The organism is Paenibacillus sp. sptzw28, assembly GCF_019550795.1.
Lineage (GTDB): Bacteria > Bacillota > Bacilli > Paenibacillales > Paenibacillaceae > Paenibacillus_Z.
In genome coordinates this window covers 996,362-1,022,564 of sequence record NZ_CP080545.1, presented here as the reverse complement: position 1 = coordinate 1,022,564, position 26,203 = coordinate 996,362, and the positions used below count along the sequence as shown (strand labels likewise).

The window sequence follows — 26,203 nt, the reverse complement described above, 5'->3', positions numbered from 1 at the left end:
TACCTGTAGGTAAGTCCATTACTTAATTGTGCGTTCTTGTAAACTTTATGAATTCATCCTATAATTTCCATGAAGCTGCAGTACTAAAAGAAAATAAGGGAGGAAAGAAGACAGCGTGAATAACAAAACAAAATCGATTGCCAGAGCAGGCATTACAGCTTTATTAGGCCTTTCGATCATCGGGTTCGGTTCCGCCACAGAAGCGAACAAAGGCGATGATGCCGGGAAGAAGGATGAATTGACAGCGCTTAGTGACGAATTCAACGATGGATCGACATTAAGCAGTTGGTTGCGCAACGATCAGGTGGAAGGCTGGCCGAGCCAAATCGATATTCTCGATGTAAACCAATCCCATCCTGGCTCACTGACCCTTATTCCATACACCGCAACCTGGTATGGCGACTACCGCGGTGTTTATCTATTCAAGGAAGTAACCGGCGACTTCGTGGTCACTGCGCGGCTCAAAGTAACCGGCAAACAGTCCGACATCCCGACCGGCTCTTTCGAACTAGCAGGTCTGCTGGTACGTGCGCCGAAAAACATCACACCGGCTACATGGGTACCCAAACAGGAGAACTGGCTGTACCTGAATTACGGCACTCCGTACAATCCGACCGAGATGGTTCTGGATAGTAAGACCAACCACCAGAGCCAATTCACATGGGAGGAGACACCAGTCCATGAAGGATGGATCCAATTGAAAATTGCTCGGGTCGGAACAGCCTACTATCAGTTTTATAAGTATGATGAACAGAAGGACTGGACTTTGTTGAAGCGCTACGATCGTCCTGATCTCCCTGCAACACTTCAGGTAGGAATTAATGCCCACGGGAATACAAAGAAGTCTTTCGGTATGAATGCTCTCGCGTTCAACTCTTCCGTTTTCAACGAACCAAACGACCGCGCCGACATCATAGCCGAATTTGATTACGTCCGTTTCAAGCGTCCCCTTGCCCCCGAGCCGATCAAGGAAAAGATTGTGAACGGCGATGCTACAGAGCAGCAACTGCAGCACTTCTTGGCGGAGTAGCAAAGAATCTTGCCAAATTAAATAATGACGCTCTTGTTACTGCGGGTCATCCATTGAAGAAGGAGTGCCATGTCTACTGCCCATGGCAGCGTTCAGTAGAGCTAGTGAAGGTGCAGTCTGACTTGCAGTATACTAAACGTGATAATGGAATCTATAACGGTCACATTAGTGACCCCTTGGTTAATTATTTGAGACCGTCGATTGCAATGCACTACATAAACGGTTAGTGAAGAGTTGATTAAGAATCTAGTAACCGTTTGCATGTGGCAGCTGAAACTAGATGGGTACGACCATGACATATAGATCCAGCATACACTCTCGCTGACACCCCGGCAAGGTGGTTCCAATGCAGGGATCACAAGTTACATCAACCAAAAATCTGTCTACGATATATGGAAGTTTCGCAGTTTTGTCTATAGTTGCTTTAGTTTTTATCACGTGGAAATTGAGAACGCCTGCGCGTGCTCATGTTCAACAACTCCGGTAGATACAAAATCCGATATTTTGTGAAGATGTCAAAGGAGCTGCCGCGGCAGCTCCTTCATTGTTTGTATAGAGCTCTTCATTGAACTAACGTATTCGCCTGTGTTGGCGTAGTATACAACATTTGATGATCCAATAACCACATCTTACTTACCATAATTTTGGAACCACGTCCCTGGGTGATTTCTTTATTGTTTTTGATTGGCTTACTGTAATAGTCTAAAACCTGCTTTCAATCAGCAACAAATATGATTGCGGAGAAATTTTTATGTAAATCGCTCCTCCAATAACAACCCTTGATAAATCGATAGAGGCCCTGGCTGAAGAGTTGATTGAATCCAATCGATACCCGGTATTGGCACTAAAATTTCTGCAACAATTTTAGCTGAAATCGGGGAAATCGATCGTTTTGATCACGCAAAGAAGTTGGTAGCATTTGCTGGAGTAGATCCAAGTGTTTTTTCTTCAGGCAAGTTTACAGCAACCATAAATAAAATAACGACATTAACTAACCACATGTTTTTGCACAGGTCGGTTAGTTCTTGTGTATGATTTATTACCCATCTTGTCTTAAATAAAAATAGTTGAATGGTTATTTCGAGTAAGTCTATGTTATCAATTTCAGATAAATACTTGTATGAAGCCGCCCCGCTCAACCCCCGTAATAAAATTAACGGGAGTTGAGTTTCGTGGATGTTCAATCGCCTAACTCCTTGTTGTTAGAGAGCATTGAGAGCTTCCTAACCACTGGAAGGAGGACATAACGTATTTCTCAGAAATTCGTGTCTTGATATTGGGGGCATTACATTTTACAGGCCTTCTTCCTTAACTAGATCTGCAAAAGCTTTGTAAGCATAGCTCATATATTTTTCTCTTCTTCTGATAAGACCTGTTTCAATAAATTGATACGATTCGGGTATAGGGTACACATGTAAATCTTCATATGGACCTTTTAAAACCGATTTAGGTAGAATGGTGGACGTCAACCCAGCTCTCACACTGCTTAAAATCGTTTCTAATGAACTAATCTCAATGAAGTTCTTTAGTGCAACTCCCTCATCCTTCAACCATTGTTCCAATTTCATTCTGAAAGGACAACCTCTAGGAGAGATCGCCCACTTTTGCTCTATTAAAGCTGAGACATCTAATGTCCTGCCAGATAATAATACAATTTCATCCGTTAATAAATAGTCGGTATCGAAATTTGTAATAGTCAGCTCACCTGTTACAAAAGCAGCATCTAATTCAAAGTTCTTTACCTTCTCCATTAATTCAAGAGGATTGCCTGTTTCTAAACTGAGAGATACTTGTTCATACCGCGATTGATAAGAAGCAATTAGGTTCATGAAATTTCCGCACGTAACCGTTTCAACAACACCTATTTTTAATAATCCACTTGGTTTACCGTGATCTTGAAGTATTTTGATCGACTCATCTGCCATTTGCAAAATTGAATCGACATACTTACGGAAAAGTGCACCTTTTTCTGTGATCTGAACTCCTTTAGGTCTTCTATAAAAAAGAAGGACTCCCAACTCATCCTCTAGTCTACGTAACCTTGCAGTTACATTGGACTGAACATAATCTAATCGCTTTGCAGCTCCAGAAATGCTTCCTTCTTCAGCAATTGCTTGAAATAACTTCAGGTCGCTTAGTTCCAAGATTTACACCACCATCATTAAAAGTGATATTAATATCACTAATAATCATTATACTTGATAATGATATGCAATGTATACTCGACTTAGACAATAAAGAGTGGAGGAGGAAAAATGGCTTATCTTTTCTAGCATGAACGATTATTTTAGAAGTAATTGGAGTTGTCTCTGTTGCCGCCCGCGTAAAATGACGGTGTAAATCTCACCGACAATGGCGTTGGAAATGTACCGTCAATCCGCCAACAACGCGAGAAGTATGCCGCGTTCAACAAGAAGGCTCATGCGAGAATCAGCATGCGCCAACCGCATAAGAGTACGGGACCCTTATGCGGATCAACTGGTAACGTCGCTGCCGGTCCATATCGGCGAGTACGCGGCCGACGTCGGCTTCTTCAATCACAGATCTGGTTCAACACATACGGAGTCCTTGGCTAGCGGCCAAAGATCCGGCTAAGCGCGTTTTCGGCAAACACTGGCCGCTCCGTCCGGCTTACGGTCATGTGGTGCCGAATATAGGAGGTCGTTTCCTCCTTGCTCATGCCGCTCAAGTGGAACTGAAAGCCAATGCGCTGGGGACGGTGGGATGCCATAAAGGAAGGAAGCTTGTGTAATTTAATTAAGCATTGAAGATCAGAAGGAGTGATTCTCTTGGCAAATCCATGCACCACTGAAGGACCTGTGGGGCGAACACTTCAGTCCGTGAGGCTCGCCGGCCCGCGCCAATGGGCCGGGCTCGCGCTTCTCTCCCTACCAACCATCCTACTCGGGCTCGACCTGACGCTGTTGCATCTGGCGTTGCCGGCGCTAGCAATCGATCTGCGGCCGACGAGCGCACAGGCCCTATGGATCGTGGACGCCTATGGCTTCATGATCGCCGGCTTCCTCATCACGATGGGAACGCTGGGTGATCGCATCGGGCGGCGCAAGCTGCTGATGGTCGGGGCGGCTGCCTTTGGAATTGCTTCAGTACTCGCGGCCTATTCGACCAGCGCCTCCACGCTTATCGCAGCACGTGCAGCGCTTGGTGTGGCGGGCGCGACACTGATGCCATCGACGCTGGCACTTATCAGCAACATGTTCGTCAACCGTCACCAGCGTGCGCTGGCGATTGGGGTTTGGGCGACCATGTTCGCGCTCGGCATGGCGGCTGGCCCGGTCGTGGGCGGTGTATTGCTAGAGCACTACTGGTGGGGTGCGGCCTTTCTTGTCGCGGTGCCGGTGGTCGGGCTCCTGCTTGTAGCCGCACCCTTTCTCGTTCCAGAATACCGAGCACCACAGGACGGCCGGTTGGATATCCTGAGTGTCACCCTTTCGCTCCTAGCCCTGCTGCCCATCATCTACGGCATCAAGCAGATCTCCAAAAATGGGCTCAGTACCGGAACAGCGCTTGCGATTGCTGGTGGATTCGCCTTCGTGATCTTGTTCGTTCGGCGACAGCGCCGACTGGAAAGTCCTCTCATCGACCTGGATCTTTTCACTAGCAAGGTATTCAGCGTCGCATTGGTCGTACTCCTTGTGGGCCTCATCGGCGTCGGCGGAACGATGCTGCTGGTCACTCAGTACCTACAACTGGTTGCCAGCCTACCGCCGCTGGTAGCGGGGCTTTGGATGGGGCCACCGGCGCTCGCTATGCTGGCCGCTGGCATCGCGGCACCGCTGGCATCGCGGCGTATCCGGCCCGGCTATGTGATCGCGGGTGCGCTCGGACTGTCGGTCATCGGCTATTTGATGCTCACGCGCCTCGAAAACGAGCCATCTGGCATTGCTCTGGTCACCGCCGCGTTTTCACTCGTCTATCTCGGCCTTGGCACGATCGCCGCGCTAGGCACGGATCTGGTGGTAGGAGCGGCGCCAGCGGAGAAGGCAGGATCAGCCTCGGCCATGTCCGAGACTGTGCAGGAACTCGGCCTGGCGGTTGGCATTGCCACGCTGGGTAGCCTCACGACCGCCGTCTATCGCAGCCGGATGTTCGACCGGATACCCGATACGCTGGCTCAGGATGTCCACAAGGCCGTCGGAGACAGCCTCGCGGGGGCATCCTCGGTAGCGCAAGAACTGCCTCCCGGCTTGCTTGAGGAGGCGCAGGCAGCCTTCACGGCGGGATTCAATGCAGCAGCGGCAACGAGCGCAGGCAGCATCGCGATCCTCTCCATACTGGCGGCCGTCATCTTGCGCCATATTGGAACTGACGGCGGCGACGAAGCGGTTAAATCCAAGCAAGCTGAATCGTAATCGTTTCAAGGCGTCAGCTCCGATTAATTAAAGTAGACTGGCCCGACAATAAAAAGCAGCGGTAGTCTAGAATGGAAAATAAAGTATTTTCTTAGTGCTTAGGTTAAGAAATGTAAGCAAAGTTGATAGGCATTCAACCGTTAGTTGTAGCCAATACACTCCTTTGCGATTGACTTCGAGGTTTGGTTATTCGCCAAATCATAAAAGAATCCTGCCTTAATTTGAACAGACTGCCGGTTTCATCGGCAGTCGTCATGAAGCTATCGTTTCCGTTAGTTCAATTCTTTTACTTGGATTTGATGACGATATGCCCACGCCCGAAGCGCAAGCGCCATCTCTTCATAGGATTCATTCTTACCCACTCGATAACCCGGACGACTCCATACATTCACATAAAACCAGATCGATCGCTGCTTGGACCCACGGGAAAATATCCGGGTTTCGGAGAGGAGCCGAGGTACGAACCTGCTCTATTAGAAAAGATTCATAGGAGCGATACTCGATTGGAAGATATCCGTATCTAATTGGAGGCAGCCTCAATGGTATAGTTTATTTATTGATCTCCTGAATTTTTTAGATATTAAATATGCCCCACGCTCGCTTTACCTTACATTATTTGTATCTGCCACTTCTTCGTTTTGCTTTTGAAAAAAATCGTCCTGGATTTTTATCAATTTTTCTAAATGCCGTCCAAATTGATCTATTAATTGTTTTTTAATGGTTTCATCATAATCTTCATGAGTTTGCATAAAATCAGCACTCTCTTTTAATGTGTTTATGGTCTTCTCCATGGAGCGAAGTTCATTGGCAATCGCTGTTAATGTCGTTCTCGATTCTTCATCAATTAACTTCGGTTTCGCCTTCCAGTAAGTTCCACTAACCGAATACACCACACGCCAAATCCGAGCGTGAAATGTAAGTTCCAACATTTTATTCTGCTTCTCAGAAGTTCCGACTGAGTGATTTAACATGGGCAGTGGATCCGGATTATTTGTATGGTCGTCACTAAATTCAATTAAGGTCCATATGCGTGCTTCCCACTCTTTGGATTGAGATTTAGCCCGCTCAATCTGCTGCTGTATTCGGGCTGGATTTTCTTTTTCACTGGATGTACTTATAGCTTCCATTGTCTGTGCAAAAGGTAAAAACGAGGGGGTTTGCTGCAACAGGGTTATAAAAGCCGTATCATTCTTTTCTTGGTAAAGCAGTTTAATGGTTCTGGCATGTTCTTCAACTTCATTTAACTTTTCTTGATAAATCCAAATAGTCATTAATACGATAACGATGCTAAACCATGCGAGCTTTGGAATTTTCTTAATCATTAGCTTTCCTCATCTGCCATTCTTGTTGAATTTTATCGCATTGATATTGCTATCCAATTATTTCAACTGCAATTGAATAAAGATGTTCGCGGTAGGCTCTGCCCAAGCAGCGCTTGATGTTCCATATGCAGCCGAATCCGCATTCGGCGTTTCCTGACCTTATTGTATCAGCACATCAGTTCGAAGCATACAAGGTTTGTTTGATTTCATAACACACAAACGTTGGTTTTTCCTTTGATTATCTCACAGTGTAACGATCATGTTTATTGGTAATCTATGTCTTCACGGGATTACCTGTTTCCCCAACGTGAGAGGAGAAACATGCCCCCGATGAGAACGGTTTGAGCCGGACCCGAAATTCGAACGGTTTCGATTCCAGCCGGTGCTGCGCCTCTGGACCCCGGCCCGCAGCTCGCACTCCCTAAACCATGCTGGGCAGAATCAAGCGGTCATTATACATTTTTTGCAGAATTTCAAGACCTTCTTTGACTTCCGGCTGAACCGAGCCGTATACGACTTCACCTTTATCGTTCTTCACCCACATGCCCGGGAAAGCATTGTCGATGGCAAAAATGAGTTCAAAACTGAAAAGGTGGTTCTTAAGGTTGTAGACGACAGGCTGACTTTTGTCCGGTCCAGTTTCAATCTCCCGATTCAGGCGCATATGTACAATCTGTTAATAGAAAAGCTTCATATACTATCATAGCTTAATAGAAAGCGGGAGTCCTATTCATTCGAATCGGGAGGAATGAAGAAATGATGTTGTGGGATAAGAAATGGTTGGTCACTTGCTGTAATCAATTAGGAGGGCTGTTCAAGCTTGACCCGAAAACCGGAGAATACGAAAAACTGTTGGGAGAGGATTGCAGAGGCATCGCCAAGTACAATAATCAGTATGTCTTGGCTACGACGAGCTCCGGCCTCTTGCTCCTCGATAATCACTTTCAGGTTATTCATTCCAATAAACTGGCACTCGATTATCATGGGGTTGCGGTTGACCGAAACGTGGCTTATGTTGTGGAAACACACCGTAATGCGATCGGCATGTATCTTCTGCCGGGCTTTCAGAAGGTGAACGACATCAAGCTGTTTCCTGAGGAGACGGATGTCCTTCATCTCAACGATCTGTTCATTCAAGGAGATCGTTTATTTGTCTCGATGTTTTGTCTGAATGGACCCTGGAGACCTCAGAAAGAAAGGCCATCCGGGGGGATTATGGAGCTATCGCTGATTACAAGACAACCGCTCAGGGTCCATTATCCCGAAGCGGTTCATCATCCCCATAGTGTTTGTATGGTGGATGGCAAGCTGATGTACTGTTCTTCTTATCCGGGGGAAGTGAAGCATGGTACGGATGTGGTGTTCCGCACCCCGGGTTATGCACGGGGGCTTTATTGCGATGCGAAACAAATGGGGATAGGAAACAGCCGGACGCGCTGGAATAACGGCGAGCAAGAGCAAGCAGGTATTTATATATTCCAAAGAGATGATAAAAGCATCCGTTTTGTTCCATTACCGGTTTCCGAGGTGTATGGCATTCTGCCTCTATAAGCAGCTGTGTAAGCGTGGGCCGCTCAACTAAAGCGGACCAAAAACAAAAAGTGGTTGATCAGGACATGTACGCCCTGATCAACCACTATTTTCATTTGACGGATTGTCAATCTAAGTGCGACAGTTCGTCCATGAATACTTCATAAGCAGATTCCAGCCTTAGGAGAACGATCGGACATTTTCAAAGTGCAAGCCCAAAATAACACCGCGATCATGCTTACCAAGGTCCCCAGTATGCACACGCCGAACCACCCCGCCCAAGAATAAATCCAGGTCAATGCTACTGCACCTGTTGCGCTTCCAAAGGAATAAAAAATCATGTATCCTGCGGTTAGCCTGCTCCCCGCTTCTGGGCGAGTACTTAATATCATACTTTGATTAGTAACGTGAACCGCCTGCACCGCGAAATCCAACATAACGACCCCTATGATAAACAACCACATGGAATGCTGTAGTAACCCTATTGGCAGCCAGGAAAACAATAACAGAAACAAAGCGATGCCTGTCGTCCGTTGTCCTAATCCCCGGTCTGCCAGTCGTCCCGCACTGCTGGCGGCCAGCGCCCCCGCTACACCGGCAAGTCCAATCAATCCAATCACACTGTGGCTGAACGAAAGTGGAGGGGAGCTCATCGGCAATACCATTGAGGACCATAATATACTAAAGTCCGAAAAAATAAAGAAGGCAAGTAGTCCACGAATTCTTAATAGTGGAATTTGAACGAATAAATCCTTCATGGAGCGGAGTATCCTCCAATACGTGTTTTGACTAGGCGGACGCCGTGCAGCGGGTGTAACGGCTAGGAATAGATAAGCCATGCAGATCGTGATTACTGCCGTGACTATATAAACGGATCGCCATCCAGCCATATCCGCTAAGGTACCCGAGAAGGCACGGGCCAGTAGAATTCCTATTACGATACCACTCGTAACGACTCCAATGGTCCGGCCACGACTGTGCTGCGGCGCTCGATCAGCGGCAAGTGCAACAAGGACTTGTGCAACTACAGCCTGGAAACCAACCATCCCCATGCCGAGGAATAGAAATAAAGTATTCGAAGCTAACGCAACAATACTTAATGCGATCGCTATAAACACCATCATTCCGGTTACAAGTCGACGCGGGTCGAGCAAATCCCCTAGCGGGACCAGAAAAAATAATCCCAACGCATAACACATCTGTGTCGCTGTTACTACCGTGCCGATGACAGAGCTATTGATTCCAAATTCTATAGCGATCGCATCAAGCAAAGGTTGAGAAAAATAAACCGTGGCTACTGCCGAGCCGCAGATGACCGCATATAGTAAAACCGCTGCGCTCGAAAGTTGAGCTTGTGACTCCATGTAATTCGGACGGAGCTCCGGGAAACTTGACATTGAAAAACCTCCCTTAATTGTACCGATCGGTATATTATTATGAATCCAATTTACTCATAATAAATCAGGAATGTCAACAAAACATTGACCTGTATGAAATGTTTCGATATCATATTTATGTACTAAAAGGTATTTTATCGGGAGGCGTTATGGCTAGAATTCGCGAATTCGATGAACAAAAGGCATTAACAGCGGCTATGCATGTTTTTTGGGAAAAAGGGTACGAGGCTGCTTCACTAAGTGATTTAACATCTCGCATGGGGATTCAGAAACCTAGTTTATATGCTGCATACGGCGACAAATTGTCTTTGTTTGAATCGGCTCTTCGAAATTATAACCAATTACATGCTAAATCCGTCCGCTTGAAGCTAAACAAAATTACGAATGTCAAGACTGCTTTCAGGCTTCTGTTTCTGGAAGGGGCGTTCCCTAACGGAACGCATGAGCGGAATGGCTGCTTCTGCATTAATACAATGGCGGAGCTGGCTCCGCACGACGCGAAGTTTGAAATTTTGACACGAGAGCATCAACAATATTTGGCGGTGATATTTGAAGATAAGCTTGAACGGGGTGTAACCTCCGGAGAGATCGATGGATCGGTTAACTGCCGGGCAATAGCTCAGTCCCTTGTGGTAGCTTTCATCGGATTAACCGTATTGAAGAAATCCAATCCTAATCGGGAATGGATCGATAATTGCATCGACTCAGCGCTGTCGTTACTCACAGCGCCCCCACGTACGGAACCTGAAGTGGCAGAATAAATGAAAGGAACACAGTTCATATTTGATCTGTGTTCCTTTGTATTTATAAATGTATAATTTCTTTGACGTGATCCAATAAGTCTATATAGTACTTTATTTTCTTTGAACAGAAGTAGTAACTTCCATTTTACACGAATCTATTCATGGACGACTTGTTTTTTAGCAGTCGCACCTCATATTACAATCCGTCATTTGAAAAAATCTGCAAGAAACGGCCCCAGCTAGCGAATATCCCATTTCCGAAATGATTCCAGCTTGCAAAGCCCCTTGGCAAACACCTTGATGCCGAGCGACTGCGGCCTTGGATAGATGCGGCCGGTGACGACATACTCGCCGTCTCCAATAAATGCCTCGACAGAGGATTTGTCTACGAAAATGCGCAGCGACAACCTGCCTTCCGCCAGTCCGACCTGTACCCGCCGCTCACCGCCCGGTCCGATGCCTGCCCGCTCACGGTTGAAACGGAACAAACCGTCATCAGGGCGGTAGGACAGCACCGTTTCCTCTTCTCCGCCGACACGCAGCTTAACCCCGAATTCCTCCGCATTTCCTGCTTCGAACACGATCTGAAGCTCATAGCTGTCGCCGCCGCTCTCGATGTCTCGCTCTCCCTCAAGCGTAAGATCCTGCAGCTCAAACGGATTATATCGATAGGCCTCGATTTCTTGAACCGGGCGGAACAGCACCCGCTCTCTGTCCAGAACAGCCTCTCGAGGCAGGCTCATCGCTCCCGCCCAGTGGTGGTCATTCTGAGTCGGCATCTCCGTCTCCCACATGTCCATCCAGCCGATCACAATTCGGCGTCCTTTATCATCGATTGTCGACTGCGGCGCATAGAAGTCGAAGCCGTGATCGACAGGTGCATAACGTTCGAAATGAAATCTCCCTTCCGCCGGATCGAACTTGCCGACCACGTACATGGTGGAATGAAGGTTGCGGTAGGCCTCGCCCTGCGAGGGCATCCTTTGCGGCGACAGCATGAACACGTCCTTGACACCCAATCGGAACAGATCCGGACATTCCCAGTTGTCACCGAAGCTGCCATCACTCGCAGCCAGCACATTTACATACGTCCATTGCAGCAAATCGTCAGAGCGATACAGCAGAACAAGTCCGTTCCCTTGTCCGTCATTGGAACCTAGAACGGCATAATACCGGCCGCCCAGCATGAACACTTTCGGATCACGGAAATCCTTTTGGCTGATGCCGTCAGGGATTCCGTCATAGCCGATGACAGGGTTGCCGTCCCATTTCGCAAACGTTAAGCCGTCCTCCGATACCGCGATACCCTGGGCCTGCTTGTAATCGCGGTCCTTGTCAGGCCCAGTCATGAAGTGGCCGGTATACATCAGCACAAGTTTGCCGTCTTTCTCTATAGCACTTCCGGAAAAGCAGCCGTCACGGTCGAATTCACCGCCCGGCGCCAAGGCTACCGGCATGTACTCCCACTTGATGAGGTCGTGAGTTATTGCGTGACCCCAATGCATAGGCCCCCAAGCCGGCTTGTACGGATAATGCTGATAAAACAGGTGATACTGTCCCTTATATTGCACGAAACCGTTAGGATCGTTCATCCAGCCGTACTCCGCCATCAGATGATAGTTCAGCCTGTAATCCGGACGAACCAGATGCTTGGACTCCCTAATAAAGCGATCGGCATTTTCTCTTGTATATTCTGTCGATTCTTTGATAAGCCATCCAACCCTTACGTTTATTTAATGGAGCCCTGCATAACACCCTGAATGATATATTTCTGGGCAAACAGATACACGATGATAATCGGAAGAATAGTCAGAACTAGGCCGGCCATCAGCGGGCCGTAGTCCACCGTGTACGTTCCATAGAAGTTGTATGTCGAGAGCGGAAGAGTGCGCTGCTCCGGATTGACCAAAATAAGTGACGGCAGAAGGAAGTCGTTCCAGATCCACAGCACGTTCAAGATCGATATTGTGGCCGTAGTCGGGGTAAGCACCGGGAAGACGATCCGGAAGAATGTTTGCGTCTTCGTACAGCCGTCAATCATGGCCGCCTCTTCGAGCTCTTTCGGAATACTTTTCACGAAACCATGATAGATGAACACGGCCAGCGAACTGCCAAAACCGAGATACATATAGATGAGCGACCATTTGTTGTTCAGCATACCTAAAGAACCGTAAATTTTCACAAGCGGGATCATGATCGCCTGGAACGGTATGATCATCGAAGCGACCATCAAAAGAAACGTATATTGATTGGCCCTGGTATTATTTCGCACAAAATAATGGGCAGTCATCGCAGCTGTGAGCGAAATAATGAGCACACTCGCCAGCGTAATGACCAGCGTGTTCGAAAATGCGGCAATGTAGCCCATTTTATCAAATGCATCCCTATAATTGGTTAAGTCGAAGCTGCCTGGAAGCGACAAAGGATTGGATGTTATGGCATTACTTTCTTTGAACGAATTAAGCAGCAGAATTATAAACGGAACAATGAACAGAATCAGAAAGATGGCAAGGCCGAGTGACTTCACCAAGGATGAGGAGGGTTTGCTGCCTGCCATTATGCCTCCACCTCCAGTTTTTTACTGAAATAAACCTGAAGCAGCGTAATGGCGGCGACAAGCAGGAACAGCACGAGCGCCTCCGCCTGGCCGACCCCGTAATCCCGGGAAAGGAATGCCTTTTCGTATACATGCATCGATACAAATTCGGTACTCTTGAAAGGCCCGCCCTTCGTCAAAGAGAGGTTCACGTCATAGACCATGAAGCAGCGCTGCAAGGATAGAAAAATGCAGACGATAAAGGATGGAATCATCAGCGGCAGGATCATCTTCCGCATTTTCATCCAGCCGTTAGCGCCGTCAATGCTTGCCGCTTCCTGAATATCATTAGGTACGCTCATCAGTCCGGCGACATAAATGACCATCATGTAGCCGGCATACTGCCAGACCGTTACGATGACCAAGGACCAGAATGCCTTATCCGGTTCTGCCAGCCAGGATCCGCTGAAGATCGAAATTCCCGTCTTTGCGCCGAAATACACAAGAACGTTGGAGAAGATAAACTGCCAAATGAAACCGAGCACTATACCGCCGACGAGGTTCGGAAGGAAAAAACCCGCCCTGAAAATGCTTTGCCCCTTCAGGCCCTTTGTCAGCATATATGCGAGCAGAAATGCGATAACGTTAGTAAGCAGGACAGAAAAAAATACATATTTGAGCGTTAGCCCGAACGATTGCCAGAAGACTTCGTCTTTAAACACTTCGCCGTAGTTTTGGAAACCGACCAGCGTATGTGTCGTGGATATACCGTCCCAATTCGTAAAGGTTAAATAAATCCCGTAAGCAAACGGTACGATCATTACCGTGAGAAACGCAAACAATGTCGGTCCGGTGAAAAGCAGCCTGCTGCGCAGGCGATTCCACACTCCCTTTTCCGAAATCATAACGATCCCTCTCTCTTGTTTAATGTCGGGGAGTCCATGTTCAGTAAGAAGGCAATGGACGAGACGCAAACGAATGCGGCCTTATCCATCGCCCTCCCTAAATTATAGTCTTGAAACCTTATTTCACGCTTTTCCAATAGTCTTCGATTTCCTTAGCGAGCGTAGCCCGGTCTCCCGCTTTCGCCAAATACTTCTGCATGGAAGCGCCGACTTTCGACCAGTGGTCGGCCGGCAATGTGCTCATTGACTGCTCGGATTTGTCTCTTGCAATGTAATCCTGAATCGATTTTCCAAGCGGGTCTGCCGCCGGAAGCGTGATGTTCTTGAACGCCGGTATAATGCTTGCTTTGTTCACCAGGAAGTCCTGGCCTTTTTGCTCATACACGATCCAATTCAGGAATTTCTTCGCCGCTTCTTGCTGCTCGGGAGTGCTTTGCTGCTTATCGATAACGATTCGTTTGGAAACGGCAGACGATATTTCCTGATTCCCGTAATCGTCCGGATTGTTGCTGATCGGCACCGGGAGGAAACCATACTGTTTATTAGCCGTGTCGAATCCACTGATTTGCGGCCATGCCCAGTTCCCCATGAACCAGATGCCGACTTCGCCTTTGCCGAGCAGCTCAGGACCGCGTTCATAGGCGCCGGAAAGCGGGGATTTCTGGTCGATATTATATTTCATCATAACGTCGAACGTATCCATGAGCCCATTAAACACTTTGTTTGTCGAAAGAGAAGCCGTTCCGGCTTTCAGCGAATCGATGAATTTGTTCACATCCGCCACATTTTTATTCTGTCCGGCATAGGCAAGCGGGAGATAGTGTGCGCCAAGCGACCAATCCATCGGTGAAATGACGAGCGCTTTTTTGCCGGATGCTTCGATCTGCTTGAACAGATTCTCCAGGCTGCTCGTTGTGTTGATTGTGGATGGATCGAAGCTTCCGCCTACCGCTTTGTCAACAACGGCTTTATTATAAATAAAGCCATAGCCTTCGATCGCCAGCGGAAACGCATAGTTCTTGCCGTCGTATGTCGTAAGGTCGGTCGCATGCGCTACCGTATCTGCCATCCACTTCTCACCGCTCAGGTCAAGAATACGGTCTTTGAACTTCTCCACGTCGCCGGTATCCAGCATGAGCATCGTCGGTGGATTTCCGGATGCATATAATGTGGACGCTTTTTCGAAAGGCGATGAGCCGGCCGGTACCGATTGGATTTCCAGCGTTATGTTCGGATTATCTTCATGAAACGCTTTCGCCGCATCCTCCAGTTGTTGCTGGATTTCCCCCTTGGAGTTAAGAAGCGTAATTTTTACCTGTCCGCCCGAAGTACCTGCATTGCCCGCGGTCTCTGCTGCGGCCCCGCCGCTCGTCCCGCTGTTCGATGAGTTTCCGCACGCCGAGAGGACCATGATTGACAGCAGCGCAAGAATAAGTCCTTGAAATCCTTTAAAACGCTTCATGTTTCTTCCCCCATTTATGATTGGTATTATGAAAGTATTAAACCGCTTACATTTCCGATTATATGTCAAACGTTTGTCTTATGTCAATCCTTTAACATGTCAATCCTTTGATATATTTTGAATAGAAAAAAATCCAACCCCGGAGAGACAGAGATTGGATTTCCGTTATATTAGCCCACGGTCAGGAAGTCGACCTTTCTTTCAATTCGACTGGCAGCACGTTAGCCGCCGTAAACGGTTCCCCGTCGATTTGTTTGCGAATCAGCTCCACCGCCAGCCTCCCAATTTCTGCAATCGGCTGCTTCACTGAGGTGATCTCCGGAATCATCCATGAAGCGGCATTAACATCGTCGTACCCTACGATGCGAACATCTTCCGGCACCCGTTTCCCGGCCCGATGACATCCTTTCACGGCAAAGGCGGCAATAATATCACTCGTAGCAAATATGCCGTCTACATCAGGGTGCTCTTCCAACAGCCTATCGATGATGCCCTTGTACTGCAGCTGATCGAATACATTCATATCCGTTTGGATGGTTATATGCTGAATACCGAATTTTTCCACTATGTCTGCAAATGCGTCACTTCGTTTATTGGCAAGTAGATCCAGCTCCAAATTGCCGCAAACGTGGGCGATTTTCCGGCAGCCGCTCCGGATGAGCAGCTCAGTCGCAAGCTGGCCGCCAAGATAATTATCCGAAGCGATAAAGGGTATTTCATTATCGATCTGGCGGTCGATCGTCACAATCGGTGAATGAAGATTACGGTAGAAGTCCACATCCAGCGTATGGCTTCCCATGATGATGCCGGCAACCCGGTTTCGTTTCAACATCTCAATATAGTCTTTTTCCTTGACCGGATCCATTTGGGAATTGCAGAGCAATATTTTATACCCGCTTTGATAAGCGAAATCTTCCACATGATCCGCAAGTTCCCCGAAGAAAGGATGGGACACATTGGGAATGATTAAACCAATGATATTGGACTGCTTGCGCAGCAGAGAGCGGGCGATCTCGTTAGGCTGGTAGCCTATTTCATCCATTATCTCGAACACTTTCTTCCGCGTTGCCTCGCTGATATAGCCTCGGTTATTAAGTACACGGGATACTGTAGTTACCGAAAGGCCCGCTCTCGACGCCACATCATGAATTGTTGCCATACATACCTCACTGAAAATGTTTTGATACTAACTATACCCGATCGATTCATGGCAGACAAGCTTGCTGCGTGTTCGGTCCGCCTCGCCGTCGCTACCGGCCGTCAGGTAAGGTATTCCAAATTCAGGCATACCGTTCTCTTAATGAATTTTGGGGCGACCTATTTCGGCAGAGCTCTATAACTGTGACAAATGAATAAAACAAAAGATCGAGCGCATAATAAGCGTGGTATCATTTGGAAGAAGCCCTTTATGAGGAGGAGTCCGCATGAGTCAACACAGAACCTATAAAACAGGGGAAATCGTGCCGTTCGACGGTGAATTTGAAACCGTCACCGGACGGAAAATGAAATATAAAAACGGCGAACTGTTTCAGGCTTGTCCCAATACAGGCGACAACGTTAACTGGAAGAAATGCGACGCCAAGGGGTAAGCCGCTTAAGCGATACCATCGGGGCTTAAAACAAGAATGGCGATAACCGTTTAGCCGCATGGGCTAAACCGGTTATCGCCTTTTGTATTTTGTTGGGCATTACCAGAGCCTTACTGCCGGTTAAAATATTCGATATCATTCCTATAGCTTTCATATGCTTCGTGGTACTCCATTACACGGGCTACGTCGCTGATGAAGGTCTCGTCATAACCGGCCCGCCTTAATAGATGAAACCCCATTTCCATTCCGGATGCAATACCGCCGGCAGTAATAATTCTGCCGCTGTCGACTACTCTCGCCCTGCTAATTTTACAAGCAGGAGCGATCTCAGCCAAGCGGTCAATAGGTACTTTCCCCATATTGGAAGCCTCCAGGCGATCTGGTTCTTTACGATTGGTTGCAGGGATACCATCGAGGAGACCCATTCTGCCATAAATCCATGAACCCGTACAAACACTTGTAAGTAAAGTGTTTTCGGGGAGCGATCGAATATATTGATGCAGTCGTTTATTATTCAATTCCTGCCGCGTACCGAATCCGCCGGGGATTAGAAAGGCATCCATATCAGGCATATCATTAAAGCTGTAATTCGGGTGAACTGTAAAACCGGCTTGAGTCTGAACCGGCCTCATGGCGTCAGCTATGAGAAAAGCTTCCAGCTCCGGATCAAGTCTCCTCGCAACCGAAAACACACCGTATGGGGCTGCATAATCAATTATTTCCGCGTCCTTGAACACATAAATCCCTAATCTGAATCCTTGTATCTTATTCACTCTCTTTTCCTCCCTTGCGGCATTGAAAATCTATCAACTGCCGCTATTCTTATTTGCATGAGTTTATGATATCTTATCTTTAGCTATTTTACTTATGAGAATAAATGATCCGTAGCATTTCGAATCGCGATACCAAGGAGCTGTGAACCGGTGATTGAATTACTGGAAGGGCGTTTTTTTAAAACTTTTGTCACCGTCCTGGAGGAAAAAAGCTTTAGCAGGGCTGCGGAAAAATTAGGGTATGTCCAATCAACGGTAACCACCCATATTCAACTTCTGGAACAAGTTTGTAAGCAAAAGCTGTTTCATCGTTTATCCAGGGGAGTAAAACCTACGGAAGCCGGGGTCAGACTTGCGAAGTTCGCCTATCAATATATTCATTTAGGCCATTCTATCGAGGAAAATATGAATGAGCTCGATCACCCCCGCGGGACCGTGTCCATCCGAATGCAGGAAGCTTTTTTCTTGACGCGCGTATCCGGATTTGTCAGTGAATTTATGAAAGAATATTCTCAAGTGAAATTAAGAATCGAAACGGGATTCCATCAGGATATTTTGAATCAAGTGCTCGATCACGCTGTTGATTTCGGGATTGTGCCTCACGACCCCGGGCGCCACGACATTCTCTTCTATCCTCTGGCCCAGGAGAAGCTGATCTTCATTGCGCCAACCGCGTTGGCGGCGGAAGTTGAAAGGAAAGGTTTGGGGATTTTAAACGAAGAAGCCGTTATCAGCTTCGGAACCAGTTGTTTGTATACCACGCAAGCGAATAAGGTCCTGCAGGAATCCGGAGTAAATGCAAGCAATGCGCTCGAGCTTCCAAGTCTTGAAATGATCAAGCAAACGGTGAAGCTTGGTATCGGCTTTGCCTTAATTCCCGAAGTGGCCGTGAAAGACGACCTTGAGGCTGGTCTATTTAAACTTCTGCCATTTCCGGAGATCCTCTCCGTGCATGGTCTTATTGTCCACAAAGACAGGGAGCTCAGCTATCCGGGAAAATTGTTCAAATCTCACTTAACGGACTATTTTCGCAATGAGACAAGAGGCAATCGAACCGGTGAATGAACTGGCGGTTTCTTATACAGATATCAGCGCGGCAGTCCCAAAACAAGTCCATTCTCCGAAAATATATAGGAACAACGGATTAATTAGAGGAGGGTCTAACGTATGAACAATAAACAGGTGTCGGCCTTTTGTTCCCGCATACTCGGGTTATGTATGCTTGTCTTGCTGATCTGCCCTTTCACGGTATTCGCGGAAACACCAACAGGACTGGACATCCAGCTTGTCGCAGACCAGACGACAGTGAGCCCGGGCGGAGAAGCATCGCTTCATTTGCTCGTTTATAACAACGGCACCGAGCCGCTCTCTAATGTAAACATCGACCTCGTTCTTCCTCCCGGTCTTGAAATCAGCGCGGCGGGGTCGGCGGAATGGAAGGCGGAATTGAGGCAGCTGCAGTGGAATCTAAAGAACATACCAGCGGGCGGCACCGCAGCATTCGATTTCAATCTGCGGATGGGGGCCGATGTACAGGTGGGGACGCCCCTCGAGATCGTCGGAGCGGCTGCTTCGGATGCCGGTTTGTCGATTAAGATTACCGGCGTTCAGCTGAAGCCAGGAACTCAGACAGATCAGCCTTTCTTCAAGGGTTATCCCGACCGCAAATTCCACCCGGAATCGGACCTGACCCGCGCGGAGGCGGCGGCCGTTATAGCCAGAATAAAAAATCTCGAGGTGAATCCCGGTCAGCCGGTACATTACTCGGATGTACCCGACAGCCATTGGGCTCACACGTATATTGTGAAAGTTACGCAGGAAGGCTACATGGAAGGAAGTGACGGCAAATTCCGGCCTGACGAGCCAATAACGCGGGCTGAAATGGTCGCCCTCATACTTCGGCTGCGCGGGATCCATCCCATTCCGCTGACTTCATTCAGCGATCTTGAGGGCAGCTGGGCTAAAGATGCGGTGGGAACAGCCAAATCGCTCCACATGGTGGATGGTCAAACGACCACATTCGAACCGAACCGGTTTCTCCGGCGCGATGAGGCGGCCAAGCTGATCGATATCGGATTGTCGAGAGGTCCACTGGTTGATGGCGAAACGAAGGTCATTCAGCATTTTCCCGACGTCGACCGTTCCAACTGGGCATTCGGCTGGATCGAGGAAGCTTCTGTGGTAGCCCATGAGGGCGAATATCAGACCCTTGGCCAAGAATCATTGATCCGCTACTTGCCTGAGCAGACGGAACCCCTTTAATCAGAAAACGCTCGACCTGCTTCAGCTTACTGTAGAGGGCTGTCACGATATTAAATCGAGGCAGCCTTCTTTCTTGCTGTCTGCCTATCTTTTCTCCCTCAGTATGAGGCGAATTCTGCAATCCCCAATCAGGAACACAACGTCCGGCATGCCTACGTGAACGCTTTCTGCCATCTATCCAGCTCGCGTACGATGCATAACGCCCATTCCACCTCACCAAGCATTCCCGCCGCGTGCCGCCGCGCAGCCTCCTCGTCATCCAGCAAGGCGATCCACCCGCCGATTGACCACAATGGTTGCCTTGCGATCGCCAGCGGAAGGGCTGAGCGTTCCGCGCTCGTCAAGCGCTCGTCCAACCCTTGATCGTAAGCGTCGATAAGATTCCGAAGTTTGCCGAGCTGTTGTTCCGATACAGGTTCTCCGGAACAAGCAAAATAGTAGAGCGTAAGAGCGAGATCATCAATGCGGGCACGCTCGCCCATGAAGTCGAAGTCACTGATTAGTGCCACGCGGCCGTCCAGAAAGAACACGTTGTTATGCCAGTAATCACCGTGCACCACCTGCCGAGGAAGCATCGGGACCAACTCTCGTTCACCTGCGGAGACTAAGTGCGCCAATTCCTCTGCGGCATCCGCCAGCTTCAGAGAATCCGCTGACGGTCCCCATCCTCGTATGCGCTCAGTGCCTTGCATTGTCATGCCAATAGCTTTCTGAGGCTCAATGTGATTTGCGAAGAGCGGGTTCCTTCCTTCTGTACTAAATGGTATCCCCCGAAGAATGGTATGAACCCGGCCCAGTATTGGAAGACCCATCATAAGGTGTTCCCATGAATCCATGTTGGCATCACTTTCTACATATTTCTCAACCTCCACGAGTCTGCCTTCGAATGTGATCCACTGCCTCCCATCCAGTGTCGGGAGTACTTCAGATGATGGCACACCGTGGACGTTCAGCTCCCAGCGGGCCAGCTGGATATCCGCAAGCCTGGCTTCAGTAACGTACGGACGGTACACCCTAATTACATAGCGGCGCCGATCATCAATAACAAGAAGGTTAAGGCTTGAAGATCCACCCAGGTCAATGCTGTTGGTGAAGCTATTAATCCCATAAGAATCATGCACTGCCTGGGACAACTCTGCCGAGGGTTGCGCGCGCACACCACGTAAACCGCCGCCTGCATTGTCCGATACAGTGTTTCGCATATCTTCTCCACTCTGAGTATCCATCAACGTTAGTTCATCTCCCCGGTACATATTTATGCCCCTTTGTTAAACTGGACAAGGGTTTTTAATCGGGGCTTGTTCAATTAACAGTTGCATCTGTGTCAGTAGATGCAACTGCCAGTATATCGGCAATTTCCGAGTATCCTTTCCGTCTTGCCCAGGAGATCGGCTGCGCCCACGGTTGGTCTACCGGGAGCCTGGGGTCTGCCCCCTTGTCCAGCAGATACCGGACCATTCCGCTCTGCCCATATTTCGCTGCCCAGCCGAGGGGAGTAGAATGGTATTCTTCGTCCACAGCATTCAGGTCTGCTCCGAACTCGATAAGCAGCCGCGCAAATTCCAGGCTGCCCAGCCAGGCTGCCTTATGAAGATAGGTAATACCGAGCCAGTTTGCGTTATTCGGGTCGGCTCCCGACTCCAGAAGAAACCTGAGCATTTCCGGACCCTGATCAACGGCATACCCCATGTAATTATTGGCATACCAAGGCGCGTTTAAATCGGCGCCGTTTCGCATCAGCAATTTTACGATATCCATGTCCCCGTTAGCCACAGCCATGCACAGTGGTCCGTAATCGCCGCCAAAGTTAACCGACGATGGGTTCGCTGCTATGATTTCACCTGCCAAATCGATTCTCCCCAAGGAACATGCCGCGTCGAGACTCATGGATGCCCCATAGGTGTAGAGCAGCTTCGCCAATGAATGGTGCCCCTTCCTCATGGCTATGAATAAACAATTCCCCCCCGATTCCACTACGGCATTCGGATCCGCCCCATGCTCCAGCAGTAATTGAACACATTCCTCGCAGTTATCCTTAACCGCTGCCCAAAGCGCACTTCCATTCGGGGCATTTCTCTCTTCCGCATTCGGATCGGCACCGTATTCGAGTAAGAGTTTGACCATAACGGCATTCCCATATTTGGCGGCATAGCTTAGGGGTCTTTTACCTACAGAATTTTTTGTATTAACCAGCGACGGATCCTCTTGGAGAAAGGAAGCAACCTGCCTGGAGTCACCGACTGAAGCGGCGGTCCAAATATCATATTCCGCCCCGCGTGCTATCAGGTACCCGGCGAGGAACCACTCGTTACGCAAAGCCTTCACACTTAAATCCCGACCATTCCTGAACCAATAATCCCCTTCAATGGAGACCTGCAAAGGGGTAGCCCCATCCGCTCTCTTGGCGCGAAGATCCGCGCCCCGCTGAATCAAGCTGTCGATAAGCCTCAGGTCCCGGGTAAGAACTGCCCAGTGAATCGGCGTATTTCCGCGCTCATCGCCAGCATTAATCATTCCCGGGGAATTATCCAATTCCCTCAGGGCCTCATCTATACGCCCCTCTTTTATCAAATTTGCAAGCTTGCTTCCAGTGGGTGAGACTCTAAAATTGCTGTCAAGGTGCTGCTTTAAAATCTCTGCGATTTCTCTGTATCCCCGATCGTTAGCCTTTGTCAGCGGGTCGTCCGACCATCCGATAGGGTTACCGGTAATATCCGCTCCATACTTAAGCAGCAGCCGGACTGAGTCGGAATGCCCCGATCTGACGGCAAAATGTATTGGCGTGAAATATCCCAGAACGAAATTTGCTGCTCCCGGATCTTCACTCAAGAGTGCTTGTAAGGACGCACTGTTCCCAAGGAGAGAATATACAAACGTTTTCCTCATGTTTTCTTCAATAGCCGAAAGGTCAAAGCCGTTGAATATATGTTTTGGTTCCATTCTCATTCTTCACCTCTTGGCGGAGGAGTTATTTGCATCTATTGTACATGATACAGAAGCGAGGGGCGATGAGAATTATCACCGCTTCAACCTGTTCAATAACCCCCGAATAACCCTATGTTGTTGTGAGGCCCCGTAAGGACGAATCTTGAGATAACAAACTGATGACGCTTGATAAATTCATTTCCAGCATGGAGTTTAATCGCAGGTCATAATTATCAAATGGCAAATTCTTTGTAAGTTCATTTGGCACTATGACACAAAGCATACCGGCGTCTTTCGCTGCCTTTGCTCCATTGGGCGAATCCTCAAAACCGATTGCGTTTACCGGTTTAACTCCAAAGTAATCTAAAACCTGCAAGTAGAGCTCGGGGTCGGGCTTAACCTTTATGGCATCTTCGTGGGTTCGGATACAAGCAAAGTAGCTCATAAGCTCCAATTCCTCCAAGTTGGTGAGGACCCACTCACGCGGAGCGCTCGATGCCAGACCTATTTTCAATCCTAAATTCTCGGCATCTTCCAAGTATTGTTGAACCCCGGGACGAGCCTTCTGATTGATGATCAACTTGTCATACTTGTCTCTTCGCTGTTTTCTAAGTAACTCCCGATCAAGTACCTTTCCTAAACTTTGTTGTAGATGTTCATACGGATCAAAGGAATTATAATGTCCACCGATTCTGGCGCTGTACAATTCCAACGGCAGTTCAATACCGTACTCAGTAAGCAGTTCTTGGAATGAGTAGAACTCGAACGTTTCACTGTCTCTGATCAACCCGTCAAAATCAAATACTACCGCTTCAATCATTCACCCACCCCATTTAATGCGTTATCTCACTAATAAACTAAAGTATTTAGGTGTTTTTGTAAACCTGTTAACCTGCTTGACCAAATAAGAAAAATAAACCTATCAGTACTATTGTCATAACTGCCCTGCTTATGACGATTACTGCCGAAGGTCTCGAGCCTTCTGCAAGCACCTTGATCCCTAAAGGTATCAGTGCGATGCATAGCCCGACCGTTGCGATTAATGAAAATAATGTGCTGCCTTTCAGGACGCCCAGTGGCAGTGATGCCATAAGCGCTAATGACACACATTGATATAATTTCAATGCGCCGGCGCGATATGAACCGATTGCAAGGATGACCCATCCTGACATAATACAGAGATTAAACGTTTTGAAAATATGAAATGCTCCGTATGAACCGGCGATTACGCTGGCGGCAAGTTCGACACTTTGTTCATGAACGAGCTGGACGGCAAGATGATCAATACCGGCATGAAATGTACGGGCAAATAATCCGAAGATTGTGAACGCTGCACCCCATAATGCCCAACCGGGCCTCCTTCCGCTTATCCTCCCCGCTAATGTGATGATGGCCGGCCACATAAGAATATTGCCGGCGGCGAATATGCTGTATGATGCGGTCATCAAGGTTGGGTGTTCACTAAATGCTGCAAGCTGTTCCGGAAAGAAGAAATCAAACGGGTACCGGAGCGCCACACCCAGTAATAGAAGCAGCGGTCCCAGGATTAACGTGACCCCGCCAAGCCAACGGCCCGGGAAATCAATATTCGCTTTAAAATTTTCTTCTTGTTTAACTTTGGACATTTGTTCTCAGCCTCTTTCCCTCACAGTAATCATCATATAAATCATAAATCACGAATCATTGATTTTGTCTTACATTAACCTGTTTGCAGCTTACAGTTTTGTCATAAAAGAATGGCTATGTTATCTGTTTGATTTTCTTATTAAGCTAAGGTTTTGTATCCTTGATTGTTGATTTTTGACCAAAAGAAAAACCGCCAATGTGGCGGTTCATTCTCAACTATCGTGTCGTGTTAGCGTAACAATCGAGCGAGTAACGACTCTGCCTCATGGGTCATTCCCATTTTAAGAAGTTCATTCGCATGGCGCTCAATTATAACCCTGTTAGAAGAGGATGTATGTTGCAAGTTCCGAATCGAAGCAAGGAATGTTTCTTTCCCTTGTGCTCCTAAGAGCGGAGCCAATATTCCCAGGGAATCTTCCGTCAAAGTTGTTATCTGTAAACTCCGTTCAAACCGAATCTCTTGCAGGTATTGGACTGGATTCGGAATAGGTGTCAGGTTAAACCTTTCCTGGACTTCGTTCAACACCTTCTGTTTCTCTCGTTTCCATCGATCATGATCAAACCATTCTGAATTCAGATCTCGAGCCTCTTCCTTACGTACACTCTCGAGATACGCCTCTTCACTCGGGTATTCATTAAGTAATGCCAGTTCGTCAAATAAGTGTAACGAAAAAAAGTCATGCAGATTTCGAGCAACAAGCCGTACGCGATCTGAATCCATTGGTGAGACTCTTATCACTGGCGCTTCATCCAAGTCTTTGACAAGACCAAAATCAGTTAACAACGCGTAATGTATACCGTCTCCTCCGGTACGTGCAAACGGAAAAGAATCCACTGGTGTGCAGAAATACCCTTCCTTCTCATTAAAATCAATGCCTAAGAAAAGCCCTGTAGGAGTCTCCAAATACTCTACTTCTCTGGAAAACTCTCGTTCCCAACGCATTATTTGTTGAAGCAGCGTAGGAATCCGATACTCAATGATCATTACACTTACCTCACAATTTAAATTATTTTCTCCCAATGAATTTAAGGTTACTATCACGTTATCCTGCCCGCTAGTTGAGCAAAGGCTGCCGATCTAACTGCCCGACAGCCTTCGCTGATGTTTATTGAGCTCTTAACGATTAATCTCGGGTTTTAGTTCAAAAGTTTCTGTATTCCCATTCCATTTGACCTGCATCTTAACTAAGGAATTTCGGGCTGCAATGGCGCCATTACCTCCAGAAGAACCTAGATAATAAATTCCATCCTTTGAATGGTCACTTGGCAAAGTACCACTTCCAGCTCCACCACCTTCAGTATCATATGCATACCTTAATTCGCCTGTCGGTTCTGGCTGCTTTCCAACATACTTTAAAACAAGTTTAGAAGCGTGTTCATCATTATCTATCATTTTGTATACGTAATAAGCTGCTGCCCAATGATCGGTATACCCTTTGTATTCATAAACAAACTCTAAATTTTTGGCATTAGAAATATCTTCAATATCAGTTTTCTCAATACCCGAGTAAATATTGCTATTCTCTTGACACCCGCTAAGTACACTCGTACATAACAATATAATTCCGAGTAAACGCTTTATGTTCACCACTCCTCTCATTCAACGATGTTTCTCTAAGTAACAACAAAGCTACAACTATAATTCGTCGTTTCATCCGAGAAAAGCCTCGACCAATAGGTATATAATCATTAGACGGAGTAAATAGTCAAAAGTTTCTTACATCCGTCTG

At 47.7% G+C, this 26,203-nt stretch carries 25 protein-coding genes and 1 pseudogene; 9 read left to right on the top strand and 17 right to left on the bottom strand.

The window, feature by feature from the left end:
- The first annotated feature begins 115 nt into the window (after positions 1 to 115).
- Positions 116 to 1,030 (top strand): hypothetical protein, encoded by a 915-nt coding sequence (locus tag KZ483_RS04795; RefSeq protein ID WP_220351587.1) that lies wholly within the window; start codon positions 116 to 118, stop codon positions 1,028 to 1,030.
- Between the two features lie 778 nt (positions 1,031 to 1,808).
- Positions 1,809 to 2,014 (top strand): annotated as a pseudogene (locus tag KZ483_RS04790) (transposase); the annotation flags it as partial.
- Here the strand turns inward: KZ483_RS04790 and KZ483_RS04785 are convergent.
- The gene (locus KZ483_RS04785; protein ID WP_220351586.1) at positions 1,927 to 2,214 is read right to left on the bottom strand and encodes a hypothetical protein; all 288 of its coding nucleotides are present in this window, start codon (positions 2,212 to 2,214) and stop codon (positions 1,927 to 1,929) included. The pseudogene KZ483_RS04790 and the gene KZ483_RS04785 overlap by 88 nt on opposite strands.
- Positions 2,215 to 2,322: 108 nt before the next feature.
- Complete coding sequence (locus tag KZ483_RS04780; RefSeq protein WP_220351585.1) at positions 2,323 to 3,174, bottom strand: LysR family transcriptional regulator; 852 nt, start codon at positions 3,172 to 3,174, stop codon at positions 2,323 to 2,325.
- A 208-nt stretch (positions 3,175 to 3,382) separates the two neighbouring features.
- On the opposite strand from KZ483_RS04780, the gene KZ483_RS04775 reads away from it, so the two are divergent.
- Entirely contained in the window at positions 3,383 to 3,625 is a 243-nt protein-coding gene (locus KZ483_RS04775) for a hypothetical protein (RefSeq protein WP_220351584.1), read from the top strand.
- A 194-nt stretch (positions 3,626 to 3,819) separates the two neighbouring features.
- Positions 3,820 to 5,403 carry an MFS transporter gene (locus tag KZ483_RS04770; RefSeq protein WP_258881540.1) on the top strand — a complete coding sequence of 528 codons (1,584 nt, stop codon included), beginning with the start codon at positions 3,820 to 3,822 and terminating at the stop codon, positions 5,401 to 5,403.
- A 602-nt stretch (positions 5,404 to 6,005) separates the two neighbouring features.
- On the opposite strand, the gene KZ483_RS04765 is transcribed toward KZ483_RS04770, so the two are convergent.
- The gene (locus tag KZ483_RS04765) at positions 6,006 to 6,725 is read right to left on the bottom strand and encodes a hypothetical protein (protein ID WP_220351583.1); all 720 of its coding nucleotides are present in this window, start codon (positions 6,723 to 6,725) and stop codon (positions 6,006 to 6,008) included.
- A gap of 421 nt (positions 6,726 to 7,146) precedes the next feature.
- Positions 7,147 to 7,389, bottom strand: coding sequence for a hypothetical protein (locus KZ483_RS04760; RefSeq protein WP_220351582.1), 243 nt, complete (start codon positions 7,387 to 7,389; stop codon positions 7,147 to 7,149).
- Positions 7,390 to 7,481: 92 nt separating this feature from the next.
- Between KZ483_RS04760 and KZ483_RS04755 the strand changes: the two genes are divergently transcribed.
- Entirely contained in the window at positions 7,482 to 8,276 is a 795-nt protein-coding gene (locus KZ483_RS04755) for a hypothetical protein (RefSeq protein ID WP_220351581.1), read from the top strand.
- Positions 8,277 to 8,416: 140 nt separating this feature from the next.
- Here KZ483_RS04755 and KZ483_RS04750 read toward each other — a convergent pair whose 3' ends face one another.
- A complete protein-coding gene (locus tag KZ483_RS04750) occupies positions 8,417 to 9,652 on the bottom strand; it encodes an MFS transporter (RefSeq protein ID WP_220351580.1) in 1,236 nt (411 codons plus the stop codon).
- A gap of 149 nt (positions 9,653 to 9,801) precedes the next feature.
- Here KZ483_RS04750 and KZ483_RS04745 point away from each other — a divergent pair, with 149 nt between their 5' ends.
- Positions 9,802 to 10,413, top strand: a complete 612-nt coding sequence (locus tag KZ483_RS04745) for a TetR/AcrR family transcriptional regulator (protein ID WP_220351579.1) — start codon at positions 9,802 to 9,804, stop codon at positions 10,411 to 10,413.
- Positions 10,414 to 10,634: 221 nt separating this feature from the next.
- Here the strand turns inward: KZ483_RS04745 and KZ483_RS04740 are convergent, their stop codons facing one another.
- The 5 genes from KZ483_RS04740 to KZ483_RS04720 form a co-directional block, all read right to left on the bottom strand.
- Positions 10,635 to 12,041, bottom strand: a complete 1,407-nt coding sequence (locus KZ483_RS04740) for a glycoside hydrolase family 32 protein (protein WP_258881698.1) — start codon at positions 12,039 to 12,041, stop codon at positions 10,635 to 10,637.
- A gap of 83 nt (positions 12,042 to 12,124) precedes the next feature.
- A complete protein-coding gene (locus tag KZ483_RS04735) occupies positions 12,125 to 12,952 on the bottom strand; it encodes a carbohydrate ABC transporter permease (protein ID WP_220351577.1) in 828 nt (275 codons plus the stop codon).
- Positions 12,952 to 13,836, bottom strand: a complete 885-nt coding sequence (locus KZ483_RS04730) for a carbohydrate ABC transporter permease (RefSeq protein WP_220351576.1) — start codon at positions 13,834 to 13,836, stop codon at positions 12,952 to 12,954. The genes KZ483_RS04735 and KZ483_RS04730 overlap by 1 nt, the downstream gene beginning before the upstream one ends.
- Before the next feature lie 118 nt (positions 13,837 to 13,954).
- The gene (locus KZ483_RS04725) at positions 13,955 to 15,298 is read right to left on the bottom strand and encodes an ABC transporter substrate-binding protein (RefSeq protein ID WP_220351575.1); all 1,344 of its coding nucleotides are present in this window, start codon (positions 15,296 to 15,298) and stop codon (positions 13,955 to 13,957) included.
- Positions 15,299 to 15,479: 181 nt separating this feature from the next.
- The gene (locus KZ483_RS04720; RefSeq protein WP_220351574.1) at positions 15,480 to 16,457 is read right to left on the bottom strand and encodes a LacI family DNA-binding transcriptional regulator; all 978 of its coding nucleotides are present in this window, start codon (positions 16,455 to 16,457) and stop codon (positions 15,480 to 15,482) included.
- 265 nt (positions 16,458 to 16,722) lie between these two features.
- Between KZ483_RS04720 and KZ483_RS04715 the strand changes: the two genes are divergently transcribed.
- Positions 16,723 to 16,887: a YjzC family protein gene (locus KZ483_RS04715; protein WP_220351573.1), complete on the top strand. Its 165-nt coding sequence runs from the start codon at positions 16,723 to 16,725 to the stop codon at positions 16,885 to 16,887.
- Positions 16,888 to 16,997: 110 nt separating this feature from the next.
- On the opposite strand, the gene KZ483_RS04710 is transcribed toward KZ483_RS04715, so the two are convergent.
- Positions 16,998 to 17,660 (bottom strand): DJ-1/PfpI family protein, encoded by a 663-nt coding sequence (locus tag KZ483_RS04710; RefSeq protein ID WP_220351572.1) that lies wholly within the window; start codon positions 17,658 to 17,660, stop codon positions 16,998 to 17,000.
- A gap of 150 nt (positions 17,661 to 17,810) precedes the next feature.
- Between KZ483_RS04710 and KZ483_RS04705 the strand changes: the two genes are divergently transcribed.
- Both KZ483_RS04705 and KZ483_RS04700 read left to right on the top strand, forming a co-directional pair.
- Positions 17,811 to 18,725, top strand: a complete 915-nt coding sequence (locus KZ483_RS04705) for a LysR family transcriptional regulator (RefSeq protein ID WP_220351571.1) — start codon at positions 17,811 to 17,813, stop codon at positions 18,723 to 18,725.
- A gap of 102 nt (positions 18,726 to 18,827) precedes the next feature.
- Positions 18,828 to 19,922: an S-layer homology domain-containing protein gene (locus tag KZ483_RS04700; RefSeq protein WP_220351570.1), complete on the top strand. Its 1,095-nt coding sequence runs from the start codon at positions 18,828 to 18,830 to the stop codon at positions 19,920 to 19,922.
- A 152-nt stretch (positions 19,923 to 20,074) separates the two neighbouring features.
- Here KZ483_RS04700 and KZ483_RS04695 read toward each other — a convergent pair whose 3' ends face one another.
- From KZ483_RS04695 to KZ483_RS04670, 6 genes are all read right to left on the bottom strand, one after another.
- Complete coding sequence (locus tag KZ483_RS04695; RefSeq protein WP_220351569.1) at positions 20,075 to 21,148, bottom strand: phosphotransferase; 1,074 nt, start codon at positions 21,146 to 21,148, stop codon at positions 20,075 to 20,077.
- Positions 21,149 to 21,224: 76 nt separating this feature from the next.
- Positions 21,225 to 22,862, bottom strand: coding sequence for an ankyrin repeat domain-containing protein (locus KZ483_RS04690; RefSeq protein WP_220351568.1), 1,638 nt, complete (start codon positions 22,860 to 22,862; stop codon positions 21,225 to 21,227).
- Between the two features lie 115 nt (positions 22,863 to 22,977).
- Positions 22,978 to 23,667: an HAD family hydrolase gene (locus KZ483_RS04685; protein ID WP_220351567.1), complete on the bottom strand. Its 690-nt coding sequence runs from the start codon at positions 23,665 to 23,667 to the stop codon at positions 22,978 to 22,980.
- A gap of 67 nt (positions 23,668 to 23,734) precedes the next feature.
- On the bottom strand, positions 23,735 to 24,472 hold the full coding sequence (locus KZ483_RS04680) for a hypothetical protein (protein WP_258881539.1): 738 nt from the start codon (positions 24,470 to 24,472) through the stop codon (positions 23,735 to 23,737).
- Positions 24,473 to 24,702: 230 nt separating this feature from the next.
- Positions 24,703 to 25,494: a hypothetical protein gene (locus tag KZ483_RS04675; RefSeq protein ID WP_220351566.1), complete on the bottom strand. Its 792-nt coding sequence runs from the start codon at positions 25,492 to 25,494 to the stop codon at positions 24,703 to 24,705.
- 96 nt (positions 25,495 to 25,590) lie between these two features.
- Complete coding sequence (locus KZ483_RS04670) at positions 25,591 to 26,073, bottom strand: hypothetical protein (protein WP_220351565.1); 483 nt, start codon at positions 26,071 to 26,073, stop codon at positions 25,591 to 25,593.
- Positions 26,074 to 26,203: the final 130 nt, after the last annotated feature.

Bases quoted from the DNA above. Each gene is read 5' to 3' on its own strand.
- KZ483_RS04700 (WP_220351570.1), top strand. From the start codon at position 18,828: ATGAACAATAAACAGGTGTCGGCCTTTTGTTCCCGCATACTCGGGTTA.
- KZ483_RS04755 (WP_220351581.1), top strand. From the start codon at position 7,482: ATGATGTTGTGGGATAAGAAATGGTTGGTCACTTGCTGTAATCAATTA.
- KZ483_RS04690 (WP_220351568.1), bottom strand. From the start codon at position 22,862: ATGGAACCAAAACATATATTCAACGGCTTTGACCTTTCGGCTATTGAA.
- KZ483_RS04745 (WP_220351579.1), top strand. From the start codon at position 9,802: ATGGCTAGAATTCGCGAATTCGATGAACAAAAGGCATTAACAGCGGCT.
- KZ483_RS04695 (WP_220351569.1), bottom strand. From the start codon at position 21,148: ATGGATACTCAGAGTGGAGAAGATATGCGAAACACTGTATCGGACAAT.
- KZ483_RS04735 (WP_220351577.1), bottom strand. From the start codon at position 12,952: ATGGCAGGCAGCAAACCCTCCTCATCCTTGGTGAAGTCACTCGGCCTT.
- KZ483_RS04730 (WP_220351576.1), bottom strand. From the start codon at position 13,836: ATGATTTCGGAAAAGGGAGTGTGGAATCGCCTGCGCAGCAGGCTGCTT.
- KZ483_RS04720 (WP_220351574.1), bottom strand. From the start codon at position 16,457: ATGGCAACAATTCATGATGTGGCGTCGAGAGCGGGCCTTTCGGTAACT.
- KZ483_RS04670 (WP_220351565.1), bottom strand. From the start codon at position 26,073: ATGAGAGGAGTGGTGAACATAAAGCGTTTACTCGGAATTATATTGTTA.
- KZ483_RS04715 (WP_220351573.1), top strand. From the start codon at position 16,723: ATGAGTCAACACAGAACCTATAAAACAGGGGAAATCGTGCCGTTCGAC.
- KZ483_RS04750 (WP_220351580.1), bottom strand. From the start codon at position 9,652: ATGTCAAGTTTCCCGGAGCTCCGTCCGAATTACATGGAGTCACAAGCT.
- KZ483_RS04685 (WP_220351567.1), bottom strand. From the start codon at position 23,667: ATGATTGAAGCGGTAGTATTTGATTTTGACGGGTTGATCAGAGACAGT.
- KZ483_RS04725 (WP_220351575.1), bottom strand. From the start codon at position 15,298: ATGAAGCGTTTTAAAGGATTTCAAGGACTTATTCTTGCGCTGCTGTCA.
- KZ483_RS04775 (WP_220351584.1), top strand. From the start codon at position 3,383: ATGGCGTTGGAAATGTACCGTCAATCCGCCAACAACGCGAGAAGTATG.
- KZ483_RS04765 (WP_220351583.1), bottom strand. From the start codon at position 6,725: ATGATTAAGAAAATTCCAAAGCTCGCATGGTTTAGCATCGTTATCGTA.
- KZ483_RS04760 (WP_220351582.1), bottom strand. From the start codon at position 7,389: ATGCGCCTGAATCGGGAGATTGAAACTGGACCGGACAAAAGTCAGCCT.
- KZ483_RS04680 (WP_258881539.1), bottom strand. From the start codon at position 24,472: ATGTCCAAAGTTAAACAAGAAGAAAATTTTAAAGCGAATATTGATTTC.